An 18,126-nucleotide genomic window follows, 5' to 3' on the forward strand; every position below is an offset into this window, starting at 1 on the left:
TGGGCGGCTAAAAAACGACCTTGAACGCACCCATAGAACCACATCGTTTCATCCTCGAGCCCTTTGAGGCTCGCCGCTTCGCCAATCTGTGCGGGCAATTCGACGAGCATTTGCGCTTGATCGAGCAGCGCCTGACCATCGAGATCCGCAACCGCGGCAATCAGTTCGAACTGATCGGCGAACCCAAGCACACCACCTCCGCGGAAAACCTCCTGCGCCGCCTGTACCGGGAAACCAAGGGTACCGAGCTGTCGCCGGACATGGTGCACCTGTTCCTCCAGGAATCCGCCGTCGAAGAACTGGACAATCACCCTGTCGCCGAAGCGGCCGTGGCCCTGCGTACCAAAAAAGGCATGATTCGCCCCCGCGGCTTGAATCAGCAGCGCTACGTCAAGGAAATCCTCGGCAACGACATCAACTTCGGCATCGGCCCGGCCGGTACCGGCAAGACCTACCTGGCTGTGGCCTGTGCGGTAGACGCACTGGAGCGCGAGCAGGTACGGCGCATCCTGCTGGTGCGTCCGGCGGTCGAAGCTGGTGAGAAACTCGGTTTCCTGCCGGGTGACCTGGCCCAGAAGATCGACCCGTACCTGCGCCCGTTGTATGACGCACTGTATGAAATGCTCGGCTTCGAACACGTGGCCAAGCTGATCGAGCGCCAGGTCATCGAGATTGCGCCGCTGGCCTACATGCGCGGCCGTACGCTGAACAACAGCTTCATCATTCTCGACGAAAGCCAGAACACCACCGTCGAGCAGATGAAGATGTTCCTGACCCGGATCGGCTTCGGCTCCACCGCCGTGATCACGGGCGACATCACCCAGGTCGACCTGCCCAAAGGCACCAAGTCCGGCCTGGCCCATGTGATCAACGTCCTCAAGGACGTCCCGGGCATCAGCTTCACCCACTTCATGCCCAAGGACGTGGTGCGCCATCCGCTGGTGCAACGCATCGTCGAAGCCTATGAGCGCTTCGAGCAGCGCGTGGCCGACGAGTCCGCCGCGGAAAAAGGCAATCGCCACGATGCTTGAGCTTGATCTGCAACTGGCAAGCGACAAGCCTGCTCCCAGTGAAGCCCTGTTCCGCCAATGGTGTGAGCTGGCCCTGCGCCAGCGCACCGCCGACTCGGAACTGACCATCCGCCTGGTGGACGAACCCGAAGGCCGCGAACTGAACCGCACCTGGCGGCAGAAGGACTACGCCACCAACGTCCTGTCGTTCCCCGCCGACGTGCCGGACGAGCTACTGGACATTCCATTGCTCGGCGACCTGGTGATCTGCGTCGAAGTGGTCGAGCGCGAAGCCGCCGAACAAGGCAAGGACCTCCAGGCCCACTGGGCCCATCTGGTGATTCACGGCTGCTTGCATCTATTGGGTTACGACCATATAGATGACGACGAAGCCGAAGAAATGGAAGCACTGGAACGAACGTTGCTTGCAGAACTGGGTCATCCCGACCCTTATGCGGACGACGAAACCGAAGAACATCCATCTGTAACAACCAAGGATTTAGAGTAATCGCTATGAGCGAAGACCGATCGAGCAGCGGGCAAAAGTCGTGGCTGGGTAAACTGACCCAGGCTTTTGCCCATGAGCCGAAAAACCGTCAGGAGCTGCTGGAGCTGCTGCGCGAAGCCCATCAGAACAAGTTGCTGGACAGCGAAGCGCTGGCCATCGTCGAAGGCGCCATCCAGGTCGCTGACCTGCAGGTACGGGACATCATGGTTCCGCGCTCGCAGATGATCAGCATCAAGGCGACCCAGACTCCCCGCGAATTCCTGCCGTCCGTCCTCGATTCCGCGCACTCGCGTTATCCGGTGATCGGCGAAAGCCATGACGACGTCATGGGCGTCCTGCTGGCCAAGGACCTGCTGCCGCTGATCCTCAAGGAGAACGGCGACAGCTTCAACATCAAGGACCTGCTGCGTCCGGCGACCTTCGTTCCCGAATCCAAGCGCCTGAACGTGCTGCTGCGTGAGTTCCGCGCCAACCACAATCACATGGCCATCGTCATCGACGAGTACGGCGGCGTGGCAGGCCTGGTGACCATCGAGGACGTGCTGGAGCAGATCGTCGGCGACATCGAAGACGAGCACGACGTCGAGGAAGACAGCTACATCAAGCCCCTGCCAAGCGGCGATTTCCTGATCAAGGCGTTGACGCCGATCGAGAACTTCAACGAGTTCTTCGACAGCGAGTTCTCCGACGATGAGTTCGACACCGTCGGCGGCCTGGTGATGAGCGCGTTCGGGCACCTGCCTAAACGTAACGAAATCACCGAAATCGGTGCCTATCGCTTCCGTATCCTGAATGCCGACAGCCGTCGGATTCATCTGCTGCGACTAACGCCTATCCCCCGCTAAGGATCGACATGCTGCGCTTAACCCGCCCCGGCTGGCCCGGTAACCTGCTGGCCATGGCGGCTGGCGCAATCACCACCCTGGCCCTGGCGCCATACGACATCTGGCCGCTGGCACTGCTGGCGGTCGGCTTCTTTTATGCCGGCCTGCGCGAGCTGAGCCCGCGTCAGGCGCTGTGGCGCGGCTGGTGTTTCGGTTTCGGCCTGTTTGCCGCCGGCACCAGTTGGATCTACGTCAGCATCCATACCTACGGCGGCGCCTCAGTGCTGCTGGCCGGTTTACTGATGCTGGCCTTCATTGCCGCCATCGCCTTCTTTTTCGCCTTGCCGGCCTGGCTCTGGGCGCGTTGGCTGCGTCGCAATGAAGCCCCTCTCGCCGATGCCCTGGCCTTCGCCGCCCTTTGGGTGGGCCAGGAAGCCTTCCGCGGCTGGTTCCTGACGGGCTTCCCCTGGCTCTATTCCGGCTACAGCCAACTCGACGGCCCGCTGGCCGGCCTGGCCCCCCTGGGTGGCATGTGGCTGATCTCCTTTGCCCTGGCGCTGACCGCCGCCCTGCTCTACAACCTGCCCGGCCTGATCCGCTCCGGACGCAAGGGGTTTATCGCCGCCGGCCTGGTGCTGCTGGTCGCCCCCTGGGTGATCGGTATCGCGCTCAAGGGACATGCCTGGACCAGCCCGTCGGGCGAGCCGCTGACCGTGGCGGCGATTCAGGGCAATATCGAACAGAGCCTGAAATGGGACCCTGCGCAACTCAACTCCCAGCTGGCGCTGTACCGCGACATGAGTTTCAGTTCCAAGCGCGTGGATCTGCTGGTGTGGCCGGAAACCGCGGTGCCCGTGCTCAAGGAGTCGGCCGAAGGTTATCTGAACATGATGGGCAACTTCGCCGCCGACCGGCATTCGGCGCTGATCACCGGCGTACCGATCCGCCAGGAAGTGCACCATCAGAAGCGCTACTTCAATGGCATTACCGTAGTCGGCGAAGGCGATGGCGAGTACCTCAAGCAGAAGCTCGTGCCATTCGGTGAGTACGTGCCCCTGCAGGACTTGCTGCGCGGCCTGATCGCGTTCTTCGACCTGCCCATGTCGGACTTCGCCCGCGGCCCCGCCGACCAGCCTTTACTGCAAGCCAAGGGTTACCAGATCGCGCCGTTCATCTGCTACGAGGTGGTTTACCCGGAATTCGCCGCCAGCCTGTCAGCCCGCAGCGACCTGCTGCTGACCATCAGCAACGACACCTGGTTCGGCACTTCGATCGGCCCGTTGCAGCACTTGCAGATGGCCCAGATGCGAGCTTTGGAAGCCGGCCGCTGGATGATCCGCGCCACCAACAACGGGGTGACCGGCCTGATCGATCCGTTCGGCAAGATCACCGTGCAGATTCCGCAGTTCGAACGCGGAATCCTGTACGGCGAAGTGGTGCCGATGCACAACCTGACGCCTTACCTGCAGTGGCGCTCGTGGCCCCTGATCATCCTGAGCGTCCTGCTGTTCGGCTGGGCCCTGCTGGCCAGCCGGATCGCCAAGACCGTCTGACTTCATCGCGAGCCATCGAACGTCGAGCGGCTGCTCCTGCCAGGGATTTGCGATTCCTGCAGGAGCGGGCTGGCTCACGATGAATCTACTCTCCACGATAAAACAGCTTGTAGCCCACCAGCCCCACCGCCTCGTTCAACAACTGGCCGCTCTGCCAGATCGACTTGAACTCCGGCATCCAGCCACCCAGCGGCCTGGCGTTATCCACCCCGAGGAACCCCACGGGCGCCGGCACCACGGTGAATCCTGCCTGTTCGAAACTCCAGACAGCCCGCTGCATATGCCAGGCCTGAGTGACCAGCACCACCCGCTTGACGCCTTGCGGCTCCAGCACTTGCGCGGTGAATTGGGCGTTTTCCCAGGTCGTGCGGCTACGCCCTTCCTGCCAGCGCACCGTCACGTCGAAGTCGTTCAGCAACGACTCGGCCATCAGCGCTGCTTCCGTTGGCGGCGTGCCGTAGTGCAGGCCACCGCTGGTCAGGATCGGCAGCCCGGAAGCCTTGGCCAGGCGCGCCGCATAGCGCTGGCGCTCCAGGCCAACACCGGTCGGCTGGTCGGAACCCCAGGCCGGATCGCCACGTTCGCGACCCGAACCCAGCACCACAATCGCATCGGCCTGTCCGGGCAGGGTCGACCACTGGCTTTGCGTCAGCGCCGGCTCACTTTCCAGGGCACTGGCGCCCCACTCCACCATCACAGGCAGGCTCATCAACCAGAACCCGCCCAGGCCGAGGGCAAAACACACACCGGCCAATCGCGGCCTCGAGCGGCGAAACCACCAGGCGAGCAGAAGCAGCAGCAACAGAAGGCCTGGCGGCAGGAGTAGTTGTTTGACGAAATAACGAAAAGGCATCGAGCATCTCCAAAGATGCTCGAAGCCTAAGTGGGTAAAAGCAAAGCAACAACAGATATGAAACAGATTTCACGCACAAGGTACGCGGCGTTGACGCTGCGCAGATGCCCGCATGGGCTGCGCAGACTCACTTGAACTGCAGGGATCGGACCTTTACCGCATCCCGGGCGGGCACCTTGTCTTTCAACCAGATGACCTTGGCCGAATGTGGAGTCACTTCGTGCCTCAGGCATTCGAGCACGCTCAATTGCGTCTCACGCTCGCTACGATCCAGATAGGCTTTGATCACCTCGAGCTCGGCGTGACTCAGGCCCCGCAACTCCAACTCCGCAGGACGCTCATTACGCAAGCTCCCTGCTGTTTTCGCTGTATCCAAGGCCAAAGCCAGACGATCTATCAATCGTTCGTACAACTCGGGTTTTGTAACTTTTCGCTGCGACTCAACCATCCACTCACCTCATGAAAGTAAGAATCACTCCCCCTTTTTGAGCTTAGCCGCACTGCCGAAACCGGCAGGGTGCCGCGACCAACGGCCCACGGCGCGTAATCAGGGTTTCCCTCGGTAGAGCGCGGTCATGTATGCTACGGCGCTTCCTGTAACTCCACTTCCAGCTCGACTGGGTAGCGAAAACGCCATAGCTGGCGTCATCACCGCCCAACGTTGCATTGAAGAGGATTAGGCCACCCCTATTCAGTTCAAAAGTAGCCATGCACGAACACTATCAGCCCCGTGAAATCGAAGCCGCCGCCCAGTCGTTCTGGGATGAGCAAAAGTCCTTTGAAGTCAGTGAACAGCCAGGCAAGGAAACTTACTACTGCCTGTCGATGTTCCCTTACCCCAGCGGCAAGCTACACATGGGGCACGTGCGTAACTACACCATCGGCGACGTGATCTCCCGCTACCAGCGCATGCAAGGCAAGAACGTACTGCAACCCATGGGTTGGGACGCCTTCGGCATGCCGGCGGAAAACGCCGCGATGAAGAACAACGTCGCACCGGCCAAGTGGACCTACGAAAACATCGCCTACATGAAGTCCCAGCTGCGCAGCCTGGGCCTGGCGGTGGACTGGTCCCGCGAGGTCACTACCTGCAAGCCGGACTACTATCGCTGGGAACAGTGGCTGTTCACTCGCCTGTTCGAAAAAGGCGTGATCTACCGCAAGAACGGCACCGTGAACTGGGACCCGGTCGACCAGACCGTCCTGGCCAACGAACAGGTGATCGACGGTCGCGGCTGGCGTTCCGGCGCGCTGATCGAAAAACGCGAAATCCCGATGTACTACTTCAAGATCACCGCCTACGCGGATGAGCTGCTGGAGAGTCTCGACGAACTGCCGGGCTGGCCCGAGCAGGTCAAGACCATGCAACGCAACTGGATCGGCAAATCCCGTGGCATGGAAGTGCAATTCCCCTACGACCAGGCCTCCATTGGCGAAACGGGCGCACTGAAAGTCTTCACCACCCGCCCTGACACCCTGATGGGCGCGACCTACGTTGCCGTGGCCGCCGAGCACCCGCTGGCCACCCTGGCGGCGCAGAACGACCCGGCACTGCAAGCCTTTATCGCCGAGTGCAAGGGCGGCAGCGTCGCCGAAGCCGACATCGCCACTCAAGAGAAGAAAGGCCTGCCGACTTCGCTGTTCGTCGAACACCCGCTGACCGGTGAAAAACTCCCGGTATGGGTCGCCAACTATGTGCTGATGCACTACGGCGATGGCGCGGTGATGGCCGTTCCGGCACACGACGAGCGCGACTACGAATTCGCCACCAAGTACAACCTGCCGATCAAGAACGTGGTGCGCACCAGCGCTGGCGACGAAACGCCTGCGCCTTGGCAGGACGCCTACGGCGAGCACGGCGAACTGATCAACTCCGGCGAGTTCAACGGCCTGGATTTTGCCGGCGCCTTCGATGCCATCGAAGTTGCCCTGCTGAAGAAAAACCTCGGCCAATCCCGCACCCAGTTCCGCCTGCGCGACTGGGGCATCAGCCGCCAGCGCTACTGGGGCTGCCCGATCCCGATCATCCACTGCGACAGCTGTGGCGATGTACCGGTACCGCAAGACCAACTGCCGGTAGTGCTGCCGGAAGACGTGGTGCCGGACGGCGCCGGTTCGCCACTGGCGCGCATGCCCGAGTTCTACGAGTGCAACTGCCCGAAATGCGGCAAGCCTGCCAAGCGTGAAACCGACACCATGGACACCTTCGTCGAGTCCTCCTGGTACTACGCCCGCTACGCCTCGCCAAAATACGAGGGTGGCCTGGTCGACCCGGCCGCGGCCAACCACTGGCTGCCGGTGGACCAGTACATCGGCGGTATCGAACACGCGATCCTGCACCTGCTCTACGCCCGCTTCTTCCACAAGCTGATGCGCGACGAGGGCCTGGTCAGTTCCAACGAGCCGTTCAAAAACCTGCTGACGCAAGGCATGGTGGTCGCCGAGACCTACTACCGCCGCGAAGCCAACGGTGCCTACACCTGGTACAACCCGGCCGATGTCGAGCTGGAGCGTGACAGCAAGGCCAAGATCGTCGGCGCCAAGCTGATCAGCGACGGCCTGCCGGTGGAAATCGGCGGCACCGAGAAGATGGCCAAGTCGAAGAACAACGGCGTCGACCCTCAGTCGATGATCGAGCAGTACGGCGCGGACACCTGCCGCCTGTTCATGATGTTCGCTTCGCCGCCTGACATGAGCCTGGAATGGTCCGACTCCGGCGTCGAGGGTGCCCATCGCTTCCTCAAGCGCGTCTGGCGCCTGGCTCAGGCTCACGTAGCCCAGGGCCTGCCGGGTACACTGGAGCTGGGTTCGCTGAACGACGAACAGAAAGTCATTCGTCGCGCCATCCACCTGGCGATCAAGCAAGCCAGCCAGGACGTCGGCCAGAACCACAAATTCAACACCGCCATCGCTCAGGTCATGACGCTGATGAACGTGCTGGAAAAAGCACCGCAAGCCACCCCGCAGGACCGTGCCCTGTTGCAGGAAGGCCTGGAAACCGTGGCCCTGCTGCTGGCGCCTATCACCCCGCACATCAGCCACGAGCTGTGGAGCCAGCTGGGCCGCAGCGGCGCCATCATCGACGCCGGCTGGCCGGTGCTGGATGAGAACGCCCTGGTTCAGGACAGCCTGCAGCTGGTCATTCAAGTGAATGGCAAACTGCGTGGCCAGATCGAAATGCCGGCCAGCGCCAGCCGTGAAGAGATCGAAGCCGCCGCCCGGAGCAACGAGAACGTGCTGCGCTTCACCGAAGGCCTGACGATTCGTAAAGTGATCGTCGTGCCTGGCAAGCTGGTCAATATCGTCGCTAGCTAATTGGATCAGGCGTCAGCCCAAGGCTGACGCCGAATAAAACCTCCAGGGCCGCCCTGTCGGCCCACATGGTTTCAAGGGGAGCAACAAGATGATCAAACGCAACCTCCTGGTGATGGGCCTGGCCGTACTGCTGAGCGCCTGCGGCTTTCAGCTGCGCGGTACCGGCACCACCGAACTGGCGATCAAGGAACTCGACCTGAGCGCCCGTAACGCTTACGGCGAAACCGTGACCCAGCTGCGCCAAGTTCTGCAGAGCAGTGGCGTCAAGGTCTACGCCGGTGCGCCCTACAAGCTGGTGCTGACCCGCGAGCAGGAATCCCAGCGCAGCCTCAGCTACGCCGGTGCCGGTCGTTCGGCCGAATATGAAATGACCACCGTGCTGAACTACGAGATCCAGGGCCAGAACAACCTGACCCTGCTCAGCGACAAGCTGCAAGTGCAGAAGGTCTACATCCACGACGGCAACAACCTGGTGGGTTCCGACCAGGAATCGCTGGAAGTGCGCAAGGAAATGCGTCGCGACCTGGTGCAGAACATGATGCTGCGCCTGCAACTGCTGACCCCGACCCAGCTGGATCAACTGCAGCAGACCGCGGATGCCCGCGCCAAGGCCGAGGCCGAGGCGCTGGAAGCCGCGCAGAAGGCTGAGGCGGAAACCCCGCAACAGTCGCCCATGCAGCTGCCGAACCAGTAAGCCTTGTGGGGCGCCCAGGCGCCCCGCTTGCCCTCCTTATGAAACTCGCCCCCGCTCAGCTCGGCAAACACCTGCAAGGCACGCTCGCACCGGTCTATGTCATCAGTGGCGACGACCCGTTGCTGTGCCAGGAAGCCGCCGACGCCATTCGCACCGCCGCCCGCCAGCAAGGCTTCGATGAACGCCAAGTATTCAGCGCCGACGCCAATTTCGATTGGGGAACGCTGCTGCAAGCCGGCGCGAGCATGTCGTTATTCGCCGAAAAACGCCTGCTGGAACTGCGCCTGCCTTCGGGTAAGCCCGGCGACAAAGGTGCCGCGGCCTTCATCGAATACTGCTCACGGCCGGCCGAAGACACCCTGCTGCTGATCAGCCTGCCCAAGCTCGATGGCAGCGCGCAAAAGACCAAATGGGGTAAGGCCCTGATCGATGGCGAGCAGACCCAGTTCATCCAGATCTGGCCGGTGGATGCCAACCAGTTGCCGCAGTGGATTCGCCAACGCCTGTCCCAGGCCGGGCTTTCCGCCAGCCAGGACGCCGTGGAGCTCATTGCGGCCAGGGTAGAAGGCAATCTGCTGGCCGCGGCCCAGGAAATCGAAAAGCTCAAGCTGATGGCCGAGGGTGGACAGATCACGGTGGAAACCGTGCAAGCGGCAGTCGCCGACAGTGCGCGCTTCGATGTTTTCGGGCTGGTGGACGCCATCCTCAATGGCGAGGCCGCGCATGCCCTGCGCATGCTCGAAGGCCTGCGCGGCGAAGGTGTCGAACCGCCGGTGATTCTCTGGGCGCTGTCCCGGGAATTGCGGGCGCTGGCCAATATGTCGCTGCAGTACAGCCAGGGCACTCCGCTGGACAAAGTATTCAGCCAGGCCCGTCCACCCGTCTGGGACAAACGCAAGCCGTTGATGAGCAAGGCCCTGCAGCGCTATTCCGCACCACGCTGGGCGCAATTGCTGCTCGATGCCCAACGTATCGATGCGCAGATCAAGGGGCAGGCCGCCGGTTCGCCCTGGAGCAGCCTGAGCCGCCTGTCGCTGTTGATGGCAGGGCAACGCCTGCCTCTCCCAGCCGAGTAACCCCAACGTCTTGCAGAAGCAAGGCTCGTTCCTACAGGGAATGGGGGAGTCCGTGAGGTTTGCTGAAAAACCCTACGCATCACAGGGCTGGACAGCCGGGTCAAGCTGGCCGATCATCTGCCGCGCAAACCCACCTCAAGCGAGAACCGAAAATGAGCAAGCCATCCAAGCATGGCCCCAACAAGGCCAAATCCATCATCGCCCAGCCACTGTTCCGCAGCCGTCAGGAACGACCCGCCAAGGGCAAAGGCAGCTACCGCCGCGAAGCCTTCCAGTCTAAAAGCTGGGAGGCTTCTTACTTTCTGGCTGCATAAAGCGGAGAACCCCGCCGGCGTGATAAGGTCTGTATCTGATTCGTATTCTCTGGACCTGTGCATGCCCTTTTGTCTTTCCCGTCGTTGGCACCTGCGCCAACTGATCGCTGCCTCCAGCCTTGCCCTGCTCGTCGCCTGCGCGGAGAAACCCACCGCCGCCGATGCCCAGCCACTCCAAAGCATTCAAGCCGCCCCTCTCGCCGCGCCTGCAACCGTCGCTCCACTGGCCGTCGACAACCTGGACATCCAGCCAACCCAGACCTTTGCCCAATGGCAGGCAGGCTTCCGTGTCGAAGCCCTGAACGCCGGGATCCGCGCCGATCTTTTCGACCGTGCATTCGCCGGCATCACCCCCGACATGGGCGTGATCAAGGCCGACCGCAGCCAGCCGGAATTCACCCGGCCGGTGTGGGAATACCTCGACGGCGCCCTGTCGCCGCTGCGCGTGCGCAAGGGCCAGGCACTGCTCAATCAGTACGCCGACATCCTGCAGCAGATCGAACAGCGTTATGGCGTCGATCGCCAGGCCCTGGTGGCGGTCTGGGGTATGGAAAGCAACTTCGGTGAGTTCCAGGGCAACAAATCGGTCATCCGTTCCCTCGCGACCCTGGCCTACGAAGGTCGCCGTCCGGCCTTTGCCAACAGCCAGCTGCTGGCCGCCCTGCAGATTCTCCAGCACGGTGACATCCAGCCCGAGAAGATGCTCGGCTCCTGGGCCGGCGCGATGGGGCAGACCCAGTTCATCCCGACCACCTACAACACCCACGCCGTGGACTTCGACGGCGATGGCCGCCGCGACATCTGGAACAGCCCGGCCGACGCCCTGGCCTCGACCGCGCACTATCTGCAAAGCTCCGGCTGGCAGAAAGGCCAGCCATGGGGTTTCGAAGTGCAACTGGCCAATGGCTTCGACTATGCGCTGGCGGATGGCGCGATCCGCAAACCGGTAGCCGAATGGCTGCGCCTGGGCATGCAGCTGCCTAACGGCGCCAGCGTTCCGGCCGGCGCCGAACAGCTTTCGGCAGCCTTGCTGTTGCCGGCGGGTTATCGCGGGCCGGCGTTCCTGATCCTCGACAACTTCCGCGCCGTTCTGAAGTACAACAACTCCTCGTCCTATGCCCTGGCGGTGAACCTGCTGTCACAACGCTTCAACGGTTCAGGCCTGATCAACGGCGTCTGGCCGAAGGACGACATGCCCCTCAGCCGCTCCGAGCGCATCGAGCTGCAGAGCCTGCTCAGTGCCAACAATTACGATGCCGGCAACCCGGACGGCATTATCGGCGCCAATACCCGCAAGGCGATTCGCAGCGCCCAACAATCGCTGGGCTGGCCCGCCGACGGCTATCCGACCCACAAGCTGCTGGAGAGCCTGCGCTCGCGTTGAGCCAGGCCTGTGCGCCGAATCGTAGGGACGCCATAGTTGAGCAAGCTCGCTCCCACAAGGGCAGCGAGCACGGGCTGATCAGCCGAATACCACGTCCTGCTCCAGGATCAACTGCTTCTCCCCCGCATCCAGCCTGACCATCGCCCCCATCGGCAGGGTCAGGTTCGGATCGCAGTGGCCACTGCGCCATCCAGCCAGAACAGGAATGCACAAGGGTTCGAAGGTCTGCTTGAGCAGCCCTGCAAGCGCCTGGGGCTCCACTCCTGCCACATCCCCCACCAGCACCCCGCGAAGCCTGTCGAGCTTGCCCGCCAGGCGCAGGTGCGTCAGCAGACGGTCGATCCGGTACAGCGGCTCGTTGATGTCTTCGATAAACAGAATGATGCCGTCGCCATTGATCTCGTATGGCGTACCCATGGTCGCGGCGATCAACGACAGGTTGCCTCCCAGCAACTGACCGCAAGCGATGCCAGGCTCGACGGTGGTCAAGGGATAAGCCGCCGGATGCGGCAGCAGGCTGCCAGCCTTCAACTGCCCCCGGAGCAGGCTGAACAGCGAGGACTCGGTAGGTGGCTGTTTGTCACCCAACAAGTCGGCATTGAGCATCGGCCCGTGAAAGGTCACGAAACCCGCATGACGATTGATGGCCAGATGCAACGCGGTGATGTCGCTGTAGCCGACAAACGGCTTGGCATGGCGGCGTAGCAGGTCGTAATCGATCCGGTCGAGCAAGCGCGGACTGCCATAGCCACCCCGCAGGCACAGGATGGTATCGACATCGTCATCGGCAAAAGCAGCGTGCAGGTCGTTCAGGCGGACCTCGTCGCTACCGGCCAGATAGCCGTCCTTCTGTTGGACCCCGGGGTAGATCCGCAGCGAATAACCTCTAGCACGCATCCAGCGGGCGGCTTGCTCGGTATCCAGGGCTGCGGGCCCGGCGGGTGCAATCAAGCCGATCAGCCCTTGCGAAGGCAGCGCGGGCACTGGGCGTTGCGCACAAAGGACGTCAGTCGGTTGGAGGGTCATCCAATGGTTCTCCCTGTGTGGATTCTCTAGTGCACAGTAGCCATGAAAGCGGGCAAACAGAAGTGCCGAAACGCCACGGCGCTTGCAGGAAAAGTCTATGGAGGAGGGAGACGCAGGCATAACGGAAGATGACGCCCGCAAGGAAAAGACCTTGCGGGCGTATTACATCAGGAGACCAGGCCTTCTTTGGCCAGCTTCGCCTGCTCGTCGGCGTGGTAGGAGGAACGTACCAGCGGGCCCGAGGCGACGTTCTTGAAGCCCATCTTGTAACCTTCCTCAGCGAACCAGGCGAAGGTATCCGGGTGCACGAAACGCTGCACCGGCAAGTGGCTGCGGGACGGTTGCAGGTACTGGCCGAGGGTCAGCATGTCGATGTCGTGCTCGCGCATGCGCTTCATGACCTCGATGACTTCGTCGTCGGTCTCGCCCAGGCCCAGCATCAGGCCGGACTTGGTCGGTACGTGCGGCACCAGCTGCTTGAACTTCTGCAGCAGGGTCAGCGACCACTGGTAGTCCGAACCCGGGCGCGCGGCCTTGTACAGGCGCGGCACGGTTTCCAGGTTGTGGTTGAACACATCCGGCGGCTCGGCAGCGGTGATTTCCAGCGCTACGTCCATGCGGCCACGGTAGTCCGGGACCAGGGTTTCCAGCTGCACGTTCGGCGACAGCTTGCGGATTTCGCGGATGCAGTCGGCAAAGTGCTGGGCGCCGCCGTCGCGCAGGTCGTCGCGGTCCACCGAAGTGATCACCACGTACTTCAGGCGCAGGTCGGCGATGGCCACCGCCAGGTTCATCGGCTCATCGACGTCCAGAGGCTTCGGACGGCCGTGACCGACGTCGCAGAACGGGCAGCGACGGGTGCAGATGTCGCCCATGATCATGAAGGTCGCGGTACCGCCGGAGAAGCACTCACCCAGGTTCGGGCAGGACGCTTCTTCGCAGACGCTGTGCAATTTGTGCTTGCGCAGCAATTGCTTGATCCGGTCGACTTCCGGGGAAACCGGAATACGCACGCGAATCCAGTCCGGTTTCTTCGGCAGTTCGGTGGTCGGGATGATCTTCACCGGGATACGCGCGACTTTCTCGGCACCGCGCAATTTAACGCCGGTTTCAACTTTCGCACGGGCCGGGCGCTCGGAAACATCCAGCGTCGGGATCAGGGTTTGCACAGCGTCTTGCGCAGTAGTCATATCAGTCGATTCCGCCCGTTAGGGTCGTCTGCTCAGCATAGTCGAGGTGTTTGACGAGCTGCGCACGCAGCCGGGCACTTACCTCGGCAAATTCAATCGGTCCTGTGTGGTCGCTCAGCTGGGTCATTGCCAGCCCGGCATAGCCACAGGGGTTAATCCGTCGAAACGGCTGCAGATCCATGTCCACGTTCAAGGCCAGGCCATGAAAGGAACAACCATGGCGGATCCGCAGGCCCAGGGAGGCGATTTTCGCGCCATCGACGTAAACGCCGGGGGCATCCGGCTTGGCCGCCGCGGCCACGCCGTAGCTGGCCAGCAGCTCGACCAGGCACTGTTCCATCCGGCTGACCAGGTCGCGCACGCCAAAACCCAGGCGGCGCACGTCCAGCAGCAGATAAGCCACCAGTTGGCCAGGACCGTGATAGGTCACCTGGCCACCCCGGTCGACCTGCACCACCGGGATATCCCCGGGAAGCAACAGGTGTTCGGCCTTGCCCGCCTGGCCCTGGGTAAAGACCGGCGGATGCTGCACCAGCCAGACTTCATCGGGAGTATCGGTGCCGCGTTCGTTGGTAAAGCGTTGCATGGCCTGCCAGACCGGCTCGTAGGCCATCTGGCCGAGCTCGCGAAAGCCCAGCGTTTGAGGCATCACAGCACCATGTGCACGAAGCCGGTGGCCCGCAACTCGCTGTTGATGTCGTACAGCTGTTCTTGACCGGTGGCGACGATGTGCAGCTGGATGGTCGTGTACTTGCCGTTGGTGCTCTGGCGCTCGGCCAGGGTCTTGTGGTCAACGGTCGCGTGTTTTTCAAGGATCGCGATGATCTTGTCCTTGAAACCCACGCCGGTGTCGCCGATCACCTTAATCGGGTAATCCGCGCAGGGGAATTCGATCTTTGGCGCCTTTACTTCGGTGTCTGTCATGGCGTAACGGCCTCGTAAGCCGTGGCGACGGACGCGGCCCCCGCTCTATTTCAGAGCGAGGGCCGCGCGGGTCGACAATATCAGTTGAACAAGCCGTAGAAGAATAGACGGATGCTATCCCACATGCGGCGGAAGATACCACCTTCGTCGACCGCGTCCAGAGCGATCAGATCGGCGCTGTGCACCACCTTGTCGTCCAGTTTCACTTCGACTTTACCGATCACGTCGCCCTTGGCGATAGGCGCGATCAATTGTGGATTCATGGTCATGCTGGCAGCGAGCTTTTTCAGCTGGCCTTTTGGCATGGTCATGGTCAGGTCCTGGGCCAGGCCGGCCTTGATCTGGGAGGTGGTGCCTTTCCAGACAGGGGCCTGAGCCAGCTCGGTGCCCTTCTGGTAGAAGGTCTGGGTTTCGAAGAAGCGGAAACCGTAGGTCAGCAGCTTCTGGGTTTCGGCCGCGCGAGCCTGCTCGCTGTTGGTACCGAACACCACGGCGATCAGGCGCATGCCGTCACGCACGGCCGAGGACACCATGCAGTAGCCGGCTTCGTCGGTGTGACCGGTTTTCAGGCCGTCGACGGTCTTGTCGCGCCACAGCAACAGGTTGCGGTTAGGTTGCTTGATGCCGTTCCAGAAGAACTCTTTCTGCGAGTAGATCGCGTAGTGAGCCGGGTCTTCGTGAATGATGGCGCGAGCCAGTACCGCCATGTCGTGCGCCGACGAGTAGTGCTCGGGGTTCGGCAGGCCGGTCGGGTTCATGAAGTGGCTGTTGCTCATGCCCAGGTCGCCGGCGGTCTTGTTCATCATGTCGGCAAAGGCATCTTCGCTACCGGCAATGTGCTCGGCAACCGCGACGCTGGCGTCGTTACCCGACTGAATGATGATGCCGTGCAACAGGTCGCTGACAGTGACCTGCGAGCCGACCTTGATGAACATCCGCGAACCGCCGGTACGCCAGGCGTTCTCGCTGACGGTCACCGGGTCGTTCTCGCCGATCTGGCCGCGACGGATTTCCAGGGTCGCGATGTAGGCCGTCATCAGCTTGGTCAGGCTGGCTGGCGGCAGGCGCTGGTCACCGTTGTTCTCCACCAGCACGTTACCGCTGCTGGCATCCATGAGCACATAGGACTTGGCGGCCAGCTGCGGTGGCGACGGCATCACTTCTACCGCCCAGGCGGCAGGCGTGATGATCAGCGGGACAAGCAGACACAGGCGTTTGGCAAAGGTGGTGATGTTCATCCGTCTCTCGAAATTGCTAATGGAAACTTGTCCTCGCGGACAAAACTATTCAGACAGCCTTCTAAAGGGCTGTCGCGTGTTCAGTTGTTCACTCACTGACCCTTGCCGGGTTTTTGTTGTACGACGAGCCAACAACCTGGGTTCACCCCCCAAATACCGCAGGCGAACCATGAATCAATGTCCGATTACTCGGCGGTTACCAGGCTCGGCTGCCCAAGATTGGCCAGCCGGACACTGTTCTGCACTTGCTGGATCTCACCCGGCGAGCCGATCGGCCCCAGGCGCACCCGGTGCAGGGTCTGTTGATTGCGCACGATCGAACTGATGAACACCGGAGCGCTCACCATCCCGCTCAGCTTCGAGCGCAGGAGCTCGGCAGCGTCCGGGTTGGCGAAGGCGCCCACCTGCAGATACTGGCCAGAGGCTTGCGCAGAAGCGTTTTTTTTTGCATCCAACTGCACCGGCACAACGGCCGCGGCGTGCTGCTGCGCAGGTGGCGTCCATTGCTCGACGGTCCCCGTGGACGCCGTCATCACTGGCGCGGCTTTCGGCTCATTGAGCATCAAGGGTGCCGGCCGACCGCGCTGGGCCCACCATTCCTGCGGGTCGATGCCCTCGACCTTGACCCGGGCGGTGCCGATCTCGGCATAACCGAGCTTCTTGGCCGCGGCGTAGGACAAATCGATGATCCGGTCCGAATAGAACGGCCCACGGTCGTTGACCCGCAGGATCACGCTTTTGTGGTTATCCAGGTTGGTCACCCGGACATAACTCGGCAAGGGCAGGGTCTTGTGCGCGGCACTCATGCCATACAGGTCATACACCTCGCCATTGGCGGTGTTCTGCCCGTGGAACTTGGTGCCGTACCAGGAAGCCGTGCCCGAAGCGACATAACGCTTGGATTCGGCCATCGGGAAATAGGTCTTGCCCAGCACTGTATAAGGGTTGGCCTTATACGGGCCGGTGTGCAGGGTCGGCGTGGCGTCGGGGATGCGCGATACATCGACGTCCCACCAGGGCGCGCCGTCTTTGTGGGCGCGGTTGATGTCCAGGCCCGGCGTCGCACGTATGGCCGTCGTCGGGCCTTTCTGTTTCGGCGCCTGGGTTGACGAACAACTGACCACCAGCAAGGACAACGCGGCAAGAGCCACCAGCTTCAGGGGTTTGCGGTTTGGCGATGCCAGCATTACTTGACGCCCCGTGCTTGGACCAGCTGTTCAGAGAGCTGATGTACGGCCATGGCGTACATCACGCTGCGGTTATAACGCGTGATCGCGTAGAAATTCTTCAGGCCCATCCAGTATTCGGGGCCATTGTCACCTTCCAGGCGGAAAGCCGTGACCGGCATATCATCGCGCAGCGCATCATGACTCGACCAGCCCAGCGCCCGCAACTCCCCGACGGTTTTCGTCGGCTCGATACCGGTGGTCAGGCCTTCGTCGACCTGATCGCCACGCACTTCAGCCCGGCTGACCACCGGCTGCCCGGCTTCCCAGCCGTGACGCTTGAAATAACTGGCGACGCTGCCGATGGCATCGTCCGGATTGGTCCAGATATTGATGTGGCCATCACCGTCGAAGTCCACAGCATAGGCGCGAAAACTGCTCGGCATGAACTGCGGCAAGCCCATGGCACCCGCGTAGGAGCCCTTCAGGGTCAGCGGGTCGACCTGTTCTTCACGGGCCAGCAGCAGGAATTCGCGCAATTCCTTGCGGAAGAACTCGGCACGTGGCGGGTAATCGAAGCCCAAAGTCGACAGGGCATCGATCACCCGGTAATTGCCGGTGTTGCGCCCGAAGAAGGTTTCGACGCCGATGATCGACACGATCACCTGGGCCGGCACGCCGTATTCCTGCTCGGCACGGGCCAGTACCGCTTCGTGCTGGCGCCAGAAGTCCACACCGCGGGCGATACGCGCGTCGGTAATGAACATCGGCCGATATTCTTTCCACTGCTTGACCCGCTCGGCGGGCCGGGAAATGGCGTCAAGGATCGACTGCTTGCGCTCGGCCTCGCGAAACACGCCCATCAGCTGTTCGCCCGCGAAGCCATAGTCGCGAGTCATTTCGCCCACGAATTCGGCTACTTGGGGGGAACCTTCGTATTCGCCGCCGGCCAGCGCTTCCTGCGCCGCACCAAGGATGCCTACCAGACCGACCCACGGTGCATACCGAGCAGTCCAGCCACGCATTACTTGCATTGAATTCTTCACCTTAT

General features: G+C 62.0%; 18 protein-coding genes. 9 read left to right on the top strand and 9 right to left on the bottom strand.

What is annotated here, in order from left to right:
• The first annotated feature begins 20 nt into the window (after nt 1-20).
• Genes C4K27_RS27210 through lnt form a run of 4 tightly spaced genes read left to right on the top strand, consistent with a single transcriptional unit; the run spans nt 21 to nt 3,895 of the window.
• On the top strand, nt 21-1,031 hold the full coding sequence (locus C4K27_RS27210) for a PhoH family protein (RefSeq protein WP_053262791.1): 1,011 nt from the start codon (nt 21-23) through the stop codon (nt 1,029-1,031).
• Nucleotides 1,024-1,518, top strand: coding sequence for an rRNA maturation RNase YbeY (gene ybeY, locus C4K27_RS27215; protein WP_007927084.1), 495 nt, complete (start codon nt 1,024-1,026; stop codon nt 1,516-1,518). Before C4K27_RS27210 ends, ybeY begins: the two co-directional genes overlap by 8 nt.
• 5 nt (nt 1,519-1,523) lie before the next feature.
• Nucleotides 1,524-2,363, top strand: coding sequence for a CorC family transporter (locus C4K27_RS27220; protein ID WP_007927086.1), 840 nt, complete (start codon nt 1,524-1,526; stop codon nt 2,361-2,363).
• Between the two features lie 8 nt (nt 2,364-2,371).
• On the top strand, nt 2,372-3,895 hold the full coding sequence (gene lnt / locus C4K27_RS27225) for an apolipoprotein N-acyltransferase (protein WP_053262792.1): 1,524 nt from the start codon (nt 2,372-2,374) through the stop codon (nt 3,893-3,895).
• Nucleotides 3,896-3,980: 85 nt separating this feature from the next.
• On the opposite strand, the gene C4K27_RS27230 is transcribed toward lnt, so the two are convergent.
• Together C4K27_RS27230 and C4K27_RS27235 are read right to left on the bottom strand one after the other, a co-directional pair.
• Entirely contained in the window at nt 3,981-4,748 is a 768-nt protein-coding gene (locus tag C4K27_RS27230; RefSeq protein WP_053262793.1) for a YdcF family protein, read from the bottom strand.
• 127 nt (nt 4,749-4,875) lie between these two features.
• Nucleotides 4,876-5,196: a hypothetical protein gene (locus tag C4K27_RS27235; protein WP_009045783.1), complete on the bottom strand. Its 321-nt coding sequence runs from the start codon at nt 5,194-5,196 to the stop codon at nt 4,876-4,878.
• A 260-nt stretch (nt 5,197-5,456) separates the two neighbouring features.
• Here C4K27_RS27235 and leuS point away from each other — a divergent pair, with 260 nt between their 5' ends.
• The 5 genes from leuS (at nt 5,457) to C4K27_RS27265 (ending at nt 11,531) form a co-directional block, all read left to right on the top strand.
• Nucleotides 5,457-8,063 (top strand): leucine--tRNA ligase, encoded by a 2,607-nt coding sequence (gene leuS / locus C4K27_RS27240; protein WP_053262794.1) that lies wholly within the window; start codon nt 5,457-5,459, stop codon nt 8,061-8,063.
• An 88-nt stretch (nt 8,064-8,151) separates the two neighbouring features.
• A complete protein-coding gene (locus C4K27_RS27245; protein ID WP_053262795.1) occupies nt 8,152-8,757 on the top strand; it encodes an LPS-assembly lipoprotein LptE in 606 nt (201 codons plus the stop codon).
• A 38-nt stretch (nt 8,758-8,795) separates the two neighbouring features.
• Entirely contained in the window at nt 8,796-9,833 is a 1,038-nt protein-coding gene (gene holA / locus C4K27_RS27255; RefSeq protein ID WP_007927092.1) for a DNA polymerase III subunit delta, read from the top strand.
• A 152-nt stretch (nt 9,834-9,985) separates the two neighbouring features.
• A complete protein-coding gene (gene arfA / locus C4K27_RS27260) occupies nt 9,986-10,147 on the top strand; it encodes an alternative ribosome rescue factor ArfA (RefSeq protein ID WP_007927093.1) in 162 nt (53 codons plus the stop codon).
• A 61-nt stretch (nt 10,148-10,208) separates the two neighbouring features.
• Complete coding sequence (locus C4K27_RS27265) at nt 10,209-11,531, top strand: lytic murein transglycosylase (protein WP_007927094.1); 1,323 nt, start codon at nt 10,209-10,211, stop codon at nt 11,529-11,531.
• Between the two features lie 78 nt (nt 11,532-11,609).
• Here C4K27_RS27265 and C4K27_RS27270 read toward each other — a convergent pair whose 3' ends face one another.
• From C4K27_RS27270 to mltB, 7 genes are all read right to left on the bottom strand, one after another.
• Nucleotides 11,610-12,557 (bottom strand): S66 peptidase family protein, encoded by a 948-nt coding sequence (locus C4K27_RS27270; RefSeq protein WP_053262796.1) that lies wholly within the window; start codon nt 12,555-12,557, stop codon nt 11,610-11,612.
• A gap of 167 nt (nt 12,558-12,724) precedes the next feature.
• Entirely contained in the window at nt 12,725-13,747 is a 1,023-nt protein-coding gene (gene lipA, locus C4K27_RS27275; RefSeq protein WP_007927101.1) for a lipoyl synthase, read from the bottom strand.
• Between the two features lies 1 nt (nt 13,748).
• Nucleotides 13,749-14,396 carry a lipoyl(octanoyl) transferase LipB gene (lipB, locus tag C4K27_RS27280; RefSeq protein WP_053262797.1) on the bottom strand — a complete coding sequence of 216 codons (648 nt, stop codon included), beginning with the start codon at nt 14,394-14,396 and terminating at the stop codon, nt 13,749-13,751.
• On the bottom strand, nt 14,396-14,671 hold the full coding sequence (locus C4K27_RS27285; RefSeq protein WP_007927103.1) for a DUF493 domain-containing protein: 276 nt from the start codon (nt 14,669-14,671) through the stop codon (nt 14,396-14,398). The genes lipB and C4K27_RS27285 overlap by 1 nt, the downstream gene beginning before the upstream one ends.
• An 80-nt stretch (nt 14,672-14,751) precedes the next feature.
• A complete protein-coding gene (locus C4K27_RS27290) occupies nt 14,752-15,909 on the bottom strand; it encodes a D-alanyl-D-alanine carboxypeptidase family protein (RefSeq protein WP_007927104.1) in 1,158 nt (385 codons plus the stop codon).
• Between the two features lie 185 nt (nt 15,910-16,094).
• Nucleotides 16,095-17,096, bottom strand: a complete 1,002-nt coding sequence (locus tag C4K27_RS27295) for a septal ring lytic transglycosylase RlpA family protein (protein ID WP_053262798.1) — start codon at nt 17,094-17,096, stop codon at nt 16,095-16,097.
• Complete coding sequence (mltB, locus tag C4K27_RS27300; protein ID WP_009045789.1) at nt 17,096-18,109, bottom strand: lytic murein transglycosylase B; 1,014 nt, start codon at nt 18,107-18,109, stop codon at nt 17,096-17,098. Before mltB ends, C4K27_RS27295 begins: the two co-directional genes overlap by 1 nt.
• Nucleotides 18,110-18,126 lie beyond the last annotated feature (17 nt).

Source organism: Pseudomonas chlororaphis subsp. chlororaphis, assembly GCF_003945765.1.
In the GTDB taxonomy this organism is placed as follows: Bacteria; Pseudomonadota; Gammaproteobacteria; order Pseudomonadales; family Pseudomonadaceae; genus Aquipseudomonas; species Aquipseudomonas chlororaphis.

Coding starts and splice junctions, on each gene's coding strand:
- C4K27_RS27220 (WP_007927086.1), top strand. CDS start 1,524: ATGAGCGAAGACCGATCGAGCAGCGGGCAAAAGTCGTGGCTGGGTAAA.
- holA (WP_007927092.1), top strand. CDS start 8,796: ATGAAACTCGCCCCCGCTCAGCTCGGCAAACACCTGCAAGGCACGCTC.
- lipB (WP_053262797.1), bottom strand. CDS start 14,396: ATGCCTCAAACGCTGGGCTTTCGCGAGCTCGGCCAGATGGCCTACGAG.
- lnt (WP_053262792.1), top strand. CDS start 2,372: ATGCTGCGCTTAACCCGCCCCGGCTGGCCCGGTAACCTGCTGGCCATG.
- C4K27_RS27235 (WP_009045783.1), bottom strand. CDS start 5,196: ATGGTTGAGTCGCAGCGAAAAGTTACAAAACCCGAGTTGTACGAACGA.
- ybeY (WP_007927084.1), top strand. CDS start 1,024: ATGCTTGAGCTTGATCTGCAACTGGCAAGCGACAAGCCTGCTCCCAGT.
- arfA (WP_007927093.1), top strand. CDS start 9,986: ATGAGCAAGCCATCCAAGCATGGCCCCAACAAGGCCAAATCCATCATC.
- C4K27_RS27270 (WP_053262796.1), bottom strand. CDS start 12,557: ATGACCCTCCAACCGACTGACGTCCTTTGTGCGCAACGCCCAGTGCCC.
- C4K27_RS27285 (WP_007927103.1), bottom strand. CDS start 14,671: ATGACAGACACCGAAGTAAAGGCGCCAAAGATCGAATTCCCCTGCGCG.
- leuS (WP_053262794.1), top strand. CDS start 5,457: ATGCACGAACACTATCAGCCCCGTGAAATCGAAGCCGCCGCCCAGTCG.
- C4K27_RS27295 (WP_053262798.1), bottom strand. CDS start 17,096: ATGCTGGCATCGCCAAACCGCAAACCCCTGAAGCTGGTGGCTCTTGCC.
- C4K27_RS27265 (WP_007927094.1), top strand. CDS start 10,209: ATGCCCTTTTGTCTTTCCCGTCGTTGGCACCTGCGCCAACTGATCGCT.
- lipA (WP_007927101.1), bottom strand. CDS start 13,747: ATGACTACTGCGCAAGACGCTGTGCAAACCCTGATCCCGACGCTGGAT.
- C4K27_RS27230 (WP_053262793.1), bottom strand. CDS start 4,748: ATGCCTTTTCGTTATTTCGTCAAACAACTACTCCTGCCGCCAGGCCTT.
- C4K27_RS27290 (WP_007927104.1), bottom strand. CDS start 15,909: ATGAACATCACCACCTTTGCCAAACGCCTGTGTCTGCTTGTCCCGCTG.
- mltB (WP_009045789.1), bottom strand. CDS start 18,109: ATGCAAGTAATGCGTGGCTGGACTGCTCGGTATGCACCGTGGGTCGGT.
- C4K27_RS27245 (WP_053262795.1), top strand. CDS start 8,152: ATGATCAAACGCAACCTCCTGGTGATGGGCCTGGCCGTACTGCTGAGC.